This is a genomic window from Pseudonocardia sp. OZ21, assembly GCF_059359135.1.
Window position 1 is genome coordinate 117,406 of the sequence record NZ_JCADBN010000013.1, and the last position, 13,111, is coordinate 130,516.

General features: G+C 67.3%; 13 protein-coding genes and 1 pseudogene. 10 read left to right on the forward strand and 4 right to left on the reverse strand.

Annotation, left to right across the window (positions count from 1 at the left end; translation table 11 throughout):
- Positions 1 to 303 precede the first annotated feature (303 nt).
- The gene (locus AC5L35_RS26925) at positions 304 to 1,206 is read right to left on the reverse strand and encodes a LysR family transcriptional regulator (RefSeq protein ID WP_495062499.1); all 903 of its coding nucleotides are present in this window, start codon (positions 1,204 to 1,206) and stop codon (positions 304 to 306) included.
- A 100-nt stretch (positions 1,207 to 1,306) separates the two neighbouring features.
- On the opposite strand from AC5L35_RS26925, the gene AC5L35_RS26930 reads away from it, so the two are divergent.
- The 4 genes and pseudogenes from AC5L35_RS26930 to AC5L35_RS26945 all read left to right on the forward strand — a co-directional run bounded on the left by AC5L35_RS26930 (position 1,307) and on the right by AC5L35_RS26945 (position 4,159).
- Positions 1,307 to 2,146, forward strand: a complete 840-nt coding sequence (locus AC5L35_RS26930; RefSeq protein WP_495062500.1) for an oxidoreductase — start codon at positions 1,307 to 1,309, stop codon at positions 2,144 to 2,146.
- 132 nt (positions 2,147 to 2,278) lie between these two features.
- A pseudogene (locus AC5L35_RS26935) lies at positions 2,279 to 2,446 on the forward strand (DUF6444 domain-containing protein); the annotation flags it as partial.
- A gap of 58 nt (positions 2,447 to 2,504) precedes the next feature.
- Positions 2,505 to 2,678, forward strand: coding sequence for a hypothetical protein (locus tag AC5L35_RS26940; protein WP_495062601.1), 174 nt, complete (start codon positions 2,505 to 2,507; stop codon positions 2,676 to 2,678).
- 290 nt (positions 2,679 to 2,968) lie between these two features.
- Positions 2,969 to 4,159, forward strand: coding sequence for a cytochrome P450 family protein (locus AC5L35_RS26945; protein ID WP_495062501.1), 1,191 nt, complete (start codon positions 2,969 to 2,971; stop codon positions 4,157 to 4,159).
- Between the two features lie 179 nt (positions 4,160 to 4,338).
- On the opposite strand, the gene AC5L35_RS26950 is transcribed toward AC5L35_RS26945, so the two are convergent.
- Both AC5L35_RS26950 and AC5L35_RS26955 read right to left on the reverse strand, forming a co-directional pair.
- Positions 4,339 to 4,905: a hemerythrin domain-containing protein gene (locus AC5L35_RS26950; RefSeq protein WP_495062502.1), complete on the reverse strand. Its 567-nt coding sequence runs from the start codon at positions 4,903 to 4,905 to the stop codon at positions 4,339 to 4,341.
- 85 nt (positions 4,906 to 4,990) lie between these two features.
- Entirely contained in the window at positions 4,991 to 6,298 is a 1,308-nt protein-coding gene (locus tag AC5L35_RS26955) for an LLM class flavin-dependent oxidoreductase (protein WP_495062503.1), read from the reverse strand.
- A gap of 297 nt (positions 6,299 to 6,595) precedes the next feature.
- On the opposite strand from AC5L35_RS26955, the gene AC5L35_RS26960 reads away from it, so the two are divergent.
- From AC5L35_RS26960 to AC5L35_RS26985, 6 genes are all read left to right on the forward strand, one after another.
- Positions 6,596 to 7,267 carry a GntR family transcriptional regulator gene (locus AC5L35_RS26960; protein WP_495062504.1) on the forward strand — a complete coding sequence of 224 codons (672 nt, stop codon included), beginning with the start codon at positions 6,596 to 6,598 and terminating at the stop codon, positions 7,265 to 7,267.
- A gap of 237 nt (positions 7,268 to 7,504) precedes the next feature.
- Positions 7,505 to 8,236, forward strand: a complete 732-nt coding sequence (locus AC5L35_RS26965) for an ABC transporter ATP-binding protein (RefSeq protein WP_495062505.1) — start codon at positions 7,505 to 7,507, stop codon at positions 8,234 to 8,236.
- Entirely contained in the window at positions 8,233 to 9,090 is an 858-nt protein-coding gene (locus AC5L35_RS26970; protein WP_495062506.1) for an ABC transporter permease, read from the forward strand. Before AC5L35_RS26965 ends, AC5L35_RS26970 begins: the two co-directional genes overlap by 4 nt.
- A gap of 70 nt (positions 9,091 to 9,160) precedes the next feature.
- Positions 9,161 to 10,027 carry an ABC transporter permease gene (locus tag AC5L35_RS26975; protein ID WP_495062507.1) on the forward strand — a complete coding sequence of 289 codons (867 nt, stop codon included), beginning with the start codon at positions 9,161 to 9,163 and terminating at the stop codon, positions 10,025 to 10,027.
- 48 nt (positions 10,028 to 10,075) lie between these two features.
- The gene (locus AC5L35_RS26980; protein ID WP_495062508.1) at positions 10,076 to 11,104 is read left to right on the forward strand and encodes an ABC transporter substrate-binding protein; all 1,029 of its coding nucleotides are present in this window, start codon (positions 10,076 to 10,078) and stop codon (positions 11,102 to 11,104) included.
- Positions 11,031 to 11,897, forward strand: coding sequence for a fumarylacetoacetate hydrolase family protein (locus AC5L35_RS26985; RefSeq protein ID WP_495062509.1), 867 nt, complete (start codon positions 11,031 to 11,033; stop codon positions 11,895 to 11,897). The genes AC5L35_RS26980 and AC5L35_RS26985 overlap by 74 nt, the downstream gene beginning before the upstream one ends.
- A gap of 243 nt (positions 11,898 to 12,140) precedes the next feature.
- On the opposite strand, the gene AC5L35_RS26990 is transcribed toward AC5L35_RS26985, so the two are convergent.
- Positions 12,141 to 13,043 carry an RNA polymerase sigma-70 factor gene (locus AC5L35_RS26990; RefSeq protein ID WP_495062510.1) on the reverse strand — a complete coding sequence of 301 codons (903 nt, stop codon included), beginning with the start codon at positions 13,041 to 13,043 and terminating at the stop codon, positions 12,141 to 12,143.
- Between the last annotated feature and the right edge of the window lie 68 nt (positions 13,044 to 13,111).

Here is a 13,111-nt window from a genome sequence, read left to right on the forward strand (position 1 = left end):
CGAGTTCCGATGCAGCGGTACCACTGGCGACAACGACGTCGCAGAGCTGGCGCCGGCAGCGGCCTGCCAGCGCCCCTCGCTCCCGGACAGACCGGGGACAACCCGCAACTACTCCAGCTGCTCGACCAGGTCGCGGTCGGCCGCGACAGACCCGGCCGACCCGGCTCCCGCCCTGATCGAGTACTGGCAGACAAGGCTTTGCTCCGCGACGTGTGCGTGACTTCTCGATCACCCTGGAGAAGGTGCTGCCCGGCCTGCCGGCTGTCTGAGCAGTGATCGCACGGCGGACCCGTGCCCGGCCGGTCAGCCGGACTCGGTGAGGTCGGTGGCGGCGGCCACGTCGGTGACCACGTCCAGCAGAGCGTGCAGAGCGGGCGTCGTGTTGCCGGCCATCCAGACCATCTCGGTGGGGACGAACTCCCCGGCCAGCGGCACGAACACCACACCGGTGCGACGGAGGCTGCTCGCCGACCGGGCCAGCCGCGTCACCCCGACGCCGGCCGCCACGAGGCCGAGCAAGCCTTGCACGCTCGCGTCCCGCTGGACCACGTCGGGGGTGAACCCGGCCGCGCGGAAGGACGAGTCGAACGCCTGGTGCCACGGATCCCACGAGCTGCGCGGGGTCAGAACCCAGCGCTCGCCGGCCAGCTCACCCAGGGTCAGCTCGGAACGACCGGCGAGCGGATGGCCCTCGGGCAGGACCGCGCACACCGGCTCGCTGACCAGCGTCCTGGTCTCCAGCCCGTCCACCAGCGGAGGCCGGGTGAACGCGACGTCGAAGCGTCCTTTGAACAGCCCCTCGACCAGAGGCGCGATCGTCGTCTCCTGCGTGGTCAGCCGGAGTTCGGGAAGTTGTCGTCGTACGGCTCGCACCACCGGTGGGAGCAGGTAGTTCGTCGTGGTCGCGAGGAAGGCGAGGCAGAGGCTGCCGATCTCGCCGCGTGCGGCTCGGGCCACGACGTCGACGGCTTCCTCAGCTCGGGCGAGCACCGCGCGGGCCTCGGGGAGGAACAGCGCGCCGACCGCTGTCAGGCCCGTGCCTCGGGTGTCGCGGTCGAAGAGCTTCACCCCCAACATCCGTTCCAGCAGGGTGATCTGCTGGGACAGCGACTGCTGGCTGATCGTGAGCCGCTCGGCAGCGCGCGTGTAGCTGGACTCCTCCGCGACGGCAACGAAATACCGCAGTTGCCGAAGATCAGGGGTCACAGGAAAAGGCTACAACTGCGACAGGTAGCCGGTGTTGGACGGCGACGGGGTCCCGGGACAACCATCGATCTCGGCGAATACCACCTCGAAAGGAACGGGAATGACGAACGACACACCGGGCCGAGTCTGGCTGATTTCGGGCTGCTCGAGCGGGTTCGGCCGGGAGATCGTGCTGGCCGCACTGGCAGCCGGCGACCGCGTGATGGCCACCGCACGCCGCCCGGAGACTCTCGCCGACCTCGCCCAGGCCGGGGGCGAGCAGATCAGCACAGCGGCACTGGACGTCACGGACGCGGCATCCATCCGGGCCGCGGTCGACGCGACGCTGGCCGTCTTCGGCCGCATCGACGTCCTGGTCAACAACGCCGGGGTCAGCGCAATCGGCGCCGTCGAGGAAACCTCGGTCAAGCACATGCGCGACATGTTCGACGTCAACTTCTTCGGTGCTGTGGAGCTGACCCAGGCCGTCCTCCCCGTGATGCGCGAGCAGGCGAACGGCACGATCGTGGTGATGAGCTCTGTCGGCGGCCTGATCACCTACCCGGGCCTGAGCGGCTACAACGCCACCAAGCACGCGCTCGTGGCTCTGGGCGAGGCGCTGTCGCTCGAACTGGCCCCCCTGGGCATCCGGGTCATGGTGGTGGAACCAGGGATGTTCCGCACGCAGTTCAGCACCAGCCTGCAGTGGACCCCCGAGAACCCGGCCTACCACGCGACCTCGGGAGAGCTGCGGCGGATGGTCAAGGACGTCGTGGGACAGGAGCCGAACGACCCGGCGAAGGGCGCTGCGGCGATCCTCGAGGTGCTCGAGGCGAAGAACCCGCCCCTGCACTTCCTGCTCGGCGAAGACGCGGTCGACGGGCTGCGTGGCCACCACGAGTCCCTGCTGGCCGAGGTCACCACCTGGGAGACGCTCAGCCGTTCGACCACGGTGTCCTGACCGGCACTGGCCCGTAAGCCTTCAGAAGGTCGTGTGTGTGCTGACTGCTTGACGACGTGACTGTGGGTCGGTGCGGCAGGATCCCTGGTCACGTCGTTGGGGTTGGAGTCCTCGTCACGCGAGGATCTCCTCGTGCTGGTCGGGCTGCTCCAGCGGCAGAACGAGAAGTTGGCCGCGGCCAACAAGCCTCTCGGACAAGCGGATGAGCGGTTGACGGCACGCGTGGCGGAGTTGGAGCGGAGGATCAGCCGTAACTCGGGGAACTCCTCGATGCCGCCTTCGTCGGACACCTTCGGCCGTCCGGAGAAGCAGCCGCAGGCGGGGCCGTCAGCCCCGCAACGGCGGATCCGGTCTGGCCGTGGTCGCCGAACCCGACGTCACCGAGGAGCACATCCCGGCGGCCTGCAGTGGCTGCGGCAGCGAGTTGAGCCAGAGCGACAGTGTCGGCTTCGAATGCCGCCCGGTTCGTGACATCCCCCTGAGCGCGGTGACCGTGACCGAGCATCGGGCTCAGCGCTGCCGATGCGTGTGAGGCACGCTCGCACCTGACCAGCAAGCCTCACCCACCGTCACCGATCAGCGGCATTCCTTCTGAATTCTTACTATTTTCGGGCGACTTCACGAGCCCGCTGGGACTCGCTGACGGCATTGCGTCGAAGCACTCTCACGTCGTGACCGTCGAGGCCCCTGCCGCAAGCGGCACCCGTTGCGCATGACAACAGAGCGACATCAGACAGTTCGGGAGTTATCGTGACTAGCCCATCTTCGCAGCTTCCCTCGCTCGGTGACATATTGTCTCGAATCCCGGTGCGATTCCGTGAAGTGGCGCCGGTCGTCCAGGTGGAGCTGCCCGGGGGCGTGATCGCCTGGGCGGTGACGACGCGGGCGGCCGTCCGCAACGTGCTCGGCAACGACGACAAGCTGTACGGGAAGAACCCGTCGCACTGGCGCGCCCTGCGCGAGGGCGAAGTGCCCGCGGACTGGCCTTTCCTGGCACTGGTCCTAGGCGAGCACATGTTGGTGCAGGACGGTCACGCCCACCGCAGGCTGCGCAGCCTGGGTGTCAAGGCTTTCACCAGGTCCCGAGTGGAGGCGCTCAGGCCCCGGATCGAGGAGATCTCCGAACGGCTCGTGGACAAGATGATCCGAGACGGCGCCGGAGGTGACGTGCTGGACATCGTCCAGGCGTTCAACGTGCAGCTGCCGATGGAGGTGATATGCGAACTGTTCGGCGTTCCCGTGGCACGGCGGAACGACGTTCGCGGCTGGACAGAAACGATCTTCTCGCCCAGCAGTGCTCCCGAGGCGGCTCAAGCCGCGCAACGTGACATCTACGCATACCTGACGGAACTCGTTGCGGACAAGCGCCTCCACCCCACTGACGACCTCACGGCTGCGCTGGTCAACGCGCGTGACAATGACGACGTGCTGTCGGAAAAGGAGCTGGCGGACTCTCTCTTCCTGTTTCTCTTCGCCGGTCACGAGACCACGGTCCATCTCCTCGGACACGCGATCATCAACCTGCTCGAACATCGGGAACAACTCGACCGGGCACTGGCGGAGGGGCTATGGGGAGACGTGGTGGAGGAGACCATGCGTCACAACCCCCCCGTCACCAACGCGGTGTTCCGCTACTCGCTTCGGGACGTCGAGATCGCCGGGGTCACCATTCCTCAGGGCGATGCGATCCTTGTGAGCAACGAGGGATCCGCGCTGGACTACGACTTCTACGGACCCGACGCCGCGTCGTTCAACATCGCACGGAAGGAAAAGCGTCACCTGGCCTTCGGCCACGGCGTCCACATGTGCCTCGGAGCGCCACTCGCACGACTGGAGGGAACCGTCGGGCTGTCGACGCTTTTCGGGAAGCTGCCCGACCTGAAGGAGGCCATTAACCTTACGGAGATCTCCTACTCGCCGTCGATCGTCACCCATGGCCCGCTGTCCATTCCCGTGTTCACCGGCAGGCCGGCGCGGGATCACGTGGACGTGCACCCAGCATCTGAGCGGTAACGGGTTCTCGCCGACGATCACTGCGGACGGGGGAAAGCTCTCGATTTCGAAGTCGAGAAAGGCGTGCTCGCGCACCCTCCGGAATTACGGTCTGCACCCACGCCGGGGAGTAGGGACGACGACCACGAAGAGGTGTTCACCGAGATCGGATGTGCGCTGTTGCTCATGTAGACCCGCACCTACCTCGTGCCGCTCCGCGACGTGGCCCGGACGACCGCAGTTCTGCCGTAACCCCGCCGGTCAGGTACGGCATCACATGGGCACGTCGGAACTTCCGCCCTCCGGGGGCGGGGACAGTTCGCCGGCCCTACTGGTACTCGAGGCCAGCCAGCAAGTTCGGTGCGCGTCGCGACGTCGCGCCCGCCGAGGTCGTTCGCTGCCTCCTCGATGCGGTCGAGGATGTCGGAGACGATCCGATGATCGGCCTCGAGCCTCTCGATCACCGGGCCGAGCCCGGGCTCCACGCGACGCAGCCCGGGAGAGAGCAGGGCGTCCTCGGCGCCGTGGTGCATGTGCACGTGAGCGCAGTAGCTCAGGCAGTTCATCCGCAGCTGCCACAGCGGGCCGTTCGTCCGCAGGGCCCGGACGCCGTCCCGGACCAGGGTCGGGCCCGCCCCGTCCCGTACCTTCTCCGCCAGCGCGCGGCAGGTCCGCAGATCGCGACGGATGCCGTCGTGCACCCATCGGAGCTCGTCGAACAAATGCTGCCCGCGTGCGCCCTTCACATGCTTCATCGACGTTGCCATCCGACTTCAGGAGCGCCAATGGCCGGCCTGTCGAGCCGGACGTCCTCGGCATCGCGGGCGGGATCCGCGAGAGGCTCGGCCGTGGTCACTGTTGTGCCCCGGCCCGGCGCCGGGCCTCGGCGACGCGGGTACGCACGCCCGGGACGACCTCGTGGGCGAACACCTCCAACTGCTCGTGGGCATCGGCGAGCGGCCAGAACACGAAGGTGTCGAAGCCGCGGCCGGTGGCCCACCCACTGAGCGTGTCGACCCACAGCCCGATGTCGCCGACGAGGCCCTGGCCGCGGGCCGCCCGGCCGATGGAGCCGATCACGTTGTAGATCCGCCGGACGTCGGCCGGTTCGCGGGCCGCTGCTCGCGCGGCGTCGTCGATGATCTGCTGACGCAGCGGTACCCGGTCGGGCGGGACGTAGATGTTCAGCGGGGAGATCCAGCCGTCGCTCGCTCGCCCGACGACGCCGAGCATCCGCTCCCGCTGCCCGCCCAGCCAGAGAGCCGGTGGGCGCGGCGGCACCGGGCAGGCCGAGTAGCCCTCGACTGAGTGCTGGTCGCTGACGAGCCGGACCGGGCCACCGGCGAGTGCCTGGCGGAGGATGTGCAGCGACTCCTCGGTGAAGGTCACCGTCTCGGCGGGTGTGCGCGGTCGTCCGCCCATGGCGGTGATCCCGTCGGGGATGCCACCACCGCCGACGCCGAGGTCGTAGCGGCCGCCGCTGAGGATGCTGAGGCTCGCTGCGGACTTGGCGAGGACGGCCGGCGGCCACAACTGGAGGTCCGCGACGTCGGTGAAGAGGCCGATGCGCTGGGTCCGCGTCGCAAGCACCGTGAGAAACGTCCAGGTGTCGAGGTGCGTGGGCTGGTAGGGGTGGTCCTGCACTGCGAGGAGGTCGAGGTCTGCTGCCTCGGCGACCGTGGCGAGCAGATTCGAACCACACGTCCCTGCGGTTCTCCCACCGGATCGACGACCACGGGATTCTCGCGTCGATGGGATCGGTCGACGATTCCTACGACAACCGTTGATGGAGAACTTCTTCTCCACACTCAAGACCGAGCTCGTTCTACCGGCGATCGTGGCGGACCCGCGAGGAGGCGGAGAACGCCCTATCGGGCCGCGTGGCGAGCTGACCAAGCGCTCGTGCGCCGCTGCGCCGGCTGGCAGGTAGCAAGCACTCCAAGCTACCGGGGGAACCTCAATGCAACACGCATTCACGTGCTCCAGATTTGCTCCACTCTTCCAGCCACATGCCATTAGCCGCAGACCACGCGGCGTCAAGATCGACAGACCGACGCCTGCCCTCACTGAGCGACGCCGCTGTAGCGCGCCGCGCGGCGTTCCACCCCTGCCAAGCAGGGAGCCGACGAGGAAGTCGGCGTCGTTGACCGGCCGAATCATATCAGATATGTTCCTCGTGATCGAGGTCACACGCCGGGCTGCGCAGCCCGGCGCACACGAGCATCCGCGAGGCCCGGCCTCTTGCGAAAGCCTGCGGAAGATCTGACTCGGGAGATCATCTGATGAGAGCGCGCACCCTTCTCCTCGCGGCCATGGCGTTCTTGCTCACCGCATGCGCAAGCCGGGCCGGCAGCACGGACGGTCCTTCCGCTTCGATCACCGAGAGGACTCTCCCGTCAACCGGCTCGACCACGGCTGTCGGCCGACGGACCCTTCGTGCTCGCGGTAGGCGCCGCCGTGTCTGACCTGAAGTCGCAGACCATCTACCGCGCGCTGCGCGAGCGGATCCTGCGAAACGAGCTCGGGTCCGGGACGCGACTGGTGCTCCGCGAACTTGCCAATCAGTACGAGTCCAGCGACATCCCCGTCCGCGAGGCACTACGGATGCTGGAACGTGACGGTTTGGTCGAGATGGTCCCCTACCGCGGCGCGCGAGTGACCACATTGACCCAACGTGAGATCGAGGAGACCTACTTCATCCGTGGACATCTGGAGAGCATTGCCACCGGGCTCGCAGCGGAACGGATCACCGCCACGGAACTGGAGGCGCTCGACGCGTTGATGGTGCAGATGCGCGACGCGGTCCAGGCACATGACGGACCGCGCTTCTCCGACCTCAACCACGAGTTCCACGAGACCATCGTCGCCGCCTGCGGCAACGAGATGCTCCGCGAGCTCACCATGGACATCTGGCAGCGTCACTCCGGGTTCCAGCGAGTGTTCCGGATGGTCCCCGAGCGGCTGGCACGCTCCCAGTCCGAGCACGAGGGGATCATGGCCGCGCTGCACGCCCGGGATGCCAAGCGCGCGGCGAAACTCGCGCTCTGGCACAAACGCTCGGTGGGCGACACCGTCCGCACGCTCGTCGATGTGCCCCTCGACCAGCCGGGCGCCGAGGTCACCGCATGAAGACCACCACCAGGTGCTCGGCGACAGCGCGCTCCTCTGCCGGTTCTCAACGGCCTGGGTAGCGGCATGCCCCTCGCGGTGGATATCGATCTCACGTCCCACCACGCCCGATCGGATGCCAGCGTCTGACGAGGAGCCAGGATGCAGACCGCAGAGTCGCGGACCGGAACGACCAGCGCCGTCCAGTTCGACCACGTCTACAAGGCATTCGTCGCCAGGGGCCGCGGGAGTGATCCGGTGCTGGCCCTGCAGGACGTCACGTTCGACGCGAAACCCGGCGAATTCATCAGCCTGGTCGGCCCGTCCGGCTGCGGGAAATCCACCTGTCTCAACCTCCTCGCCGGCCTGTCGAATCCTTCGGAAGGCACGGTCGCCCACCACGGCTCCCCGGTGCGCGGCATCAACACATCGGTCGGCTACATCACCCAGGACGACAACCTGCTGCCATGGCGCTCGTTGCGGGGCAACGTCGAACTGAGTCTCGAACTGCAGGGGGTGGAACGCGGCGAACGCCGCCGGCGCGCCGATGACTTCATCCAACTCGTCGGGCTGGGCGGATTCGAGGACCACTACCCGCACGAGCTGTCCGGCGGCATGCGCAAACGCGCCGGGATCATCCGCACTCTGGTCTACGAGAGCGCCGTCGTGCTGATGGACGAACCTTTCGGCCCGCTCGACGCGCAGACCAGGGTGATCCTGCAAGCCGAGCTGCTCAAGCTGTGGGAGCGCTCTCACCCGACCGTACTGTTCGTGACGCACGACCTCGTCGAGGCGATCGCGCTGAGCGACCGGATCCTGGTGTTCACCAGCAACCCGGGGACGATCAAGCGCGAGTACCGCGTCGACCTGCCTCGTCCTCGCGACCCGTTCCGGATCCATGAGACGCCGGGGTTCAGTGAATTGCACGACGCGCTGTGGGGCGACATTCGCGTGGAGATCGAGAAGGCGCGGGGACGGGGCGCGACGTGAGCATCGACGTCGCACCGGCGGACCGCGGGACGGATCGAGGAAAGGATGTCCTGGCCAGGGCGGCCGAAGCCGAGCGCCGCCGCCGGCACCGCGAGCGTGCCCGGCTCTGGCTCGGCACCGCCGGCCTCGGCCTCACGATCCTGCTGTTCTGGCAGTTCGGTATCGAATACCTGGTCAGTCCCCGCTATGTGAGCGATCCGGCCGCGATCGCCGCGCGGATCGGTGAGCTCATCGCGGAAGGTGAGATCATCGAGCACCTCATGGTCACCCTGACCGAGGCCGGACTCGGCTTCCTGATCGGCGCCGGGCTCGGCCTGCTGAGCGCATTCACCCTGGCCCAGACCCGGCGCGGATACGAGGTGTTCGAGCCCTTCCTCATCGGCTTCTACTCGATCCCGAAGATCGCGTTGGCGCCGTTGTTCATCCTGTGGTTCGGGCTGGGCTATACACCGAAGATCATCATGGCCGCGCTGCTCGTCTACTTCATCGTCTTCGTCAACGCCGTCACCGGGATCCGCGAGGTGAGTCCTGGTCTGCTCCAGGTCTGTCGGGTGTTCGGAGCGAGCCGGCGTGACCTCCTGCTCAAGATCGTCCTGCCGTCCGCGGCGCCCGCCGTCGTTGCCAGTATCCGGATCACCTTCACCAGGGCGATCGAGGGCGCGGTGCTCTCCGAGTTCGTGGCATCGACCCAGGGGCTGGGCTACCTGGTCGCACGCGCTTCCCGCGCATTCGACATCGAGACGGTTTTTGCCGGCATCCTGATCATCGCCGCGGTGGTGATGACCGCGAACGCACTGCTGCGGTTGTTCGAGGCCCATGTCTTGCCGTGGCAGACCACCAGGGTCCACGGATGAGCGAGCTTGCGAGCGAATCATCATCACAGTGCCTGCGCGCAGCGCCGACCGAGCGTAGCGAGGGAGTGCGATGAGCGCACCGGCCAACGACACCATCAGCTCCACAGGCGTCACGGTGCTCGCCAAGACTCGCCTCGATCACCTGGCCGCCCGCCGCGCCCACCGACGGTTCCTCATGGCGACTCGCCTGGGCATCGTTGTCGTCGTGCTCGTCGGGTGGGAACTCGCGTCCGGGACACTGCTCCGGCCCTTCTACATCAGCTCTCCGTCAGCGGTGGCCCAGACGCTGGCCGAGTGGGCTGCGAACGGTGAGCTCTGGTACCACGGCCGGTTCACGGTGACGGCAGCGTTCTTCGGCTACCTGCTCGGTGCGGTCGCGGCCGTCTTGGTCGCCTGGCCGCTGGGGATGGTGCGGCTCGCCTACCGGATCGTTGAGCCGTATTTCCTCGTGGCTTACTCCGTCCCCGCCGTCGCCATGGGTCCGGTGTTCATCCTCTGGTTCGGGATCGGCATGGCCCCGAAGATCCTCATCGCCGCGTACTTCGTCTTCTTCATCGTCTTCATCAACACCGTCGCCGGGTTCCAGCAGGTCCCACAAGGACTGCTCGACGTCACGCGGGTGATGGGCGCGTCCAACCGTGACCAGCTGCGAACGGTCATGCTGCCGAGCGCAACCCCGTTCATCCTGGCCGCCCTGCGGATCACGTTGCCCGCAGCGATGATCGGTGCGGTGACCGGCGAGTTCATCTCGTCGAACCGTGGACTCGGCTACCTCACCCGGGAGGCCGCCTCGACCTTCTCCACCGCCGGCGTCATCGCCGGGGTGCTCTCACTCAGCGCGATCGTGCTGCTGATGAACCTCATGCTGCGCCCGCTGCGCAACGCGCTGCGCTGGCAGCAAGAGATCGACGTGCCCCCCACGACCGGGGGCCGATGAGCCGTCCCGTGCGAGACCAGCGACCGACCCGAGCCACAAGGAGAGACCGTGAGAGGACTACGGCAGTCCGCGATCTTGGGCGCACTGGCGCTGCTGCTACCGGTCGCGGCCTGCGGGGGTGACACCAGTTCGGGCGATCTCACGAGGATCACAGTGACCTCGCTGCCGAGCGCGTTCCTCGCCTCGCTGTATGTCGCCGACCGGCAGGGAATCTTCGAGCGAGAGGGGCTCGACGTCGAGATCGTCGAGTTGCAGAGCGGCGTGGACGGCGTCGCAGCCGTGGTCTCGGGTAGCGCCCAGTACGCGGACATGGGGTTCGACGACCTCACCACGCTCGCCGCGGAGGGCGAGGACAGCCTCGTCATGGTGCACAACCTCGTCGGACGCGTCACCTTCGCACTGGTGATGAACCCGGACATGGCGCGGGAGCGCGGAGTGAGCCGGGAGTCTCCCATCGAGGAGCGCTATGCCGCGCTCAAGGGCATGCGGCTCGGCGTGACCTCGCCGGGCGCGGCCACCGACAAGTACATGCGCTACTACCTGCGCCAGGCCGGTCTCGACCCCGAGCGGGATGCAGAGATCATCGCGATCGGGGACGGCGCCTCGCTGCTAGCGGCTCTCGAGACCCGCCAGATCGACGCTTACCAGCTCTCCCCTCCGACGCCGTACGTCGCGCAGGCCGAGGGTTTCGGCACCCTCCTCATCGACGGCGCCGCAGGCGACGTGCCGCTGTTCTCCGAGTTCGTCTACACCGGATTCGCGGCCAACCGGCAATGGGCGCAGGACAACCCGGAGCCGGCACGCGCCTTCAGTCGGGCGCTGAACATGGCCATGAAGCAGGTCTCAGCGGACCCGGCCGCCGCTGCTACGGAGATCGTCGACCGGATGTCAACCGACAATGTCGCGGTCATCCACCAGACGCTCGACGCGCTGATGCCCGCGCTGTCGCAGGACGGCTGTTTCCAGGCAGAGGCCGTACGAACCACTCTCGCCACCATGCGCGATGTCGAGATCACTACCAGCGAGAGCGATCCCGCCGAGGGCGTGCTGTGGACCAACGCCTACAACAACTGCTGACAAGACGAAAGGACATCCCGTGAAAATCGTTCGCTATGAGACAACAGGATCCCCCTCGTGGGGGGTTCTCTCCGATGGAATCGTGTTCGCAGCTGAGGGAACGCCCTTCGTGGACCTACGCTCCACCGGGCGTACGGTCGGCGCAATTCACGAGGTGACGCTACGGGCTCCGGTCACTCCTCGCACCGTGCTCTGCGTCGGGCGCAACTACCGGTCCCACGCGGAGGAATTCGGCAACAAGGTGCCCGACGAGCCACTGCTGTTCCTCAAACCGCCGGCGGCGGTGATCGGACCGGGCGATGAGGTCGTCTATCCCCGGATCTCCGGGCGACTTGATCCCGAGGCCGAACTGGTGCTCGTCATCGGGAAGCAGGCCCGGTCGGTTGCGGCGGCCGACGCCTGGGACGTCATCGGCGGCTACACCTGCGGTAACGACATCACCGCCCGCGACATCCAGAAATCCGACGGCCAATGGACGCGGGGCAAGGGCTTCGACACCTTCTGCCCCATCGGCCCGTGGGTGGAGACCGAGTACGACCCCACCGACGTCGGGGTGTCCTGCACCGTCGACGGCGAACGCCGCCAGGACGGCCGCACCAAGGACCTGATCTTCCCGATCCCTTTCCTCATCGAGTACATCACTCGGTTCACCACACTCGAACCGGGCGACGTCATCCTCAGCGGCACACCGGAAGGGGTGAGGCCGGTACAACCCGGCAACACGATCACCGTTGAGGTCGAAGGCCTCGGGGCGCTCTCCAACCCGGTCGTGGCCGAGGCGGCCGGTCGGTAGGGACCGCGGCGTCCTGATACCCACACGACGTGGAGCGCGGTGTGGGCGCGGCCGAGTACGTCGAATTCACCTACGCGGTGGAACGCATCGGTGGTGGCCGCCGCTGGCGGCGAGAGCGGCGGCGCTTGCTGTGGACGCGCGGGCTCGAGCTCCGCACAGACCTTGGGAGAATTGGAGGTCCTGCTTCCCCTGAAGGGCAGGTAACCCGGTGTGCGACACCATCCTCCCCACTCCGCGATGGACTCAGCGGTCCTGGTCGGCAACTCGGTCGACGTCGAGTGTGAGCCGCTGGAGCTTGTCCGGATTGGACATCCATTGGATACCGGAGATCAGGCCGTCACCGGTGATCTCGAATGAGCAGATCTGCCACTGCTCGCTCAGGCGGATGAGCAGCGCGGGGTCACCGTTGATCTCGACGATCCGGAAGTCGACTTCGGAATGCTTGGCGATGGTCACACCCAGCAGCCGGGTGACCCGATCGGCGCCGAGGATCGGCTGCAGTGCAGCCCGCACCTTCCCGCCTCCGTCGGCCCACAACGTCACATCTCGAGCCAGCAGCGACTGCAGGGCTGCGCGGTCGCCCGTACGTGCCGCTGCGAGGAAACGTTCCACGAGGTTGCGATGAGTGGCCGGGTCCGCGGTGAAGCGATGCGTACCCGCCGCGAGGCGTTTCGAGCCACGTCGATGCAGCTGTCGGGAATAGGCCTCGGAGAGCCCGAGGATCTCACCGATCTCCGCGTACGGCAGTTCGAAGGCCTCCCGCAGGACGAACACCGCCCGCTCGGGCGGGGAAAGGCTCTGCAGAAGCCGTAGCGTGGCCAGGGACAGCGTGTCGCGTTGGGCTGCTGTCTCGGCCGGCTCCAGCGTCGACACCGCGGTGTGCACGGGTTCGGGCAGCCACGGACCGACATAGGTCTCGCGACGGCGGTTCACCGATCGGATGCGGTCGATCGCCAGCCGGGACACCACGGTGATCAGGAACTGGCGGGGTGCCCCGATGCTCGCCCGGTCAACTCCGTACCAGCGAAGCCAGGCCTCCTGGACGACGTCCTCGGCGTCGGCGAGGCTGCCGAGCATGCGATAGGCCAGCCCGAGCAGCGCCGGCCGGTGCTGCTGGAACACCGTGTCGTCGCTGCAAGGTCCCACGGCGCCCGTCTGTGCGGGCGCCGTCCTCCCACTCCGCGACGACGTCCGGGCGGATGCCGATGCGACGA

Coding starts and splice junctions, on each gene's coding strand:
- AC5L35_RS26985 (WP_495062509.1), top strand. CDS start 11,031: ATGTCGAGATCACTACCAGCGAGAGCGATCCCGCCGAGGGCGTGCTGT.
- AC5L35_RS26955 (WP_495062503.1), bottom strand. CDS start 6,298: ATGATTCGGCCGGTCAACGACGCCGACTTCCTCGTCGGCTCCCTGCTT.
- AC5L35_RS26950 (WP_495062502.1), bottom strand. CDS start 4,905: ATGGCAACGTCGATGAAGCATGTGAAGGGCGCACGCGGGCAGCATTTG.
- AC5L35_RS26975 (WP_495062507.1), top strand. CDS start 9,161: ATGAGCGCACCGGCCAACGACACCATCAGCTCCACAGGCGTCACGGTG.
- AC5L35_RS26930 (WP_495062500.1), top strand. CDS start 1,307: ATGACGAACGACACACCGGGCCGAGTCTGGCTGATTTCGGGCTGCTCG.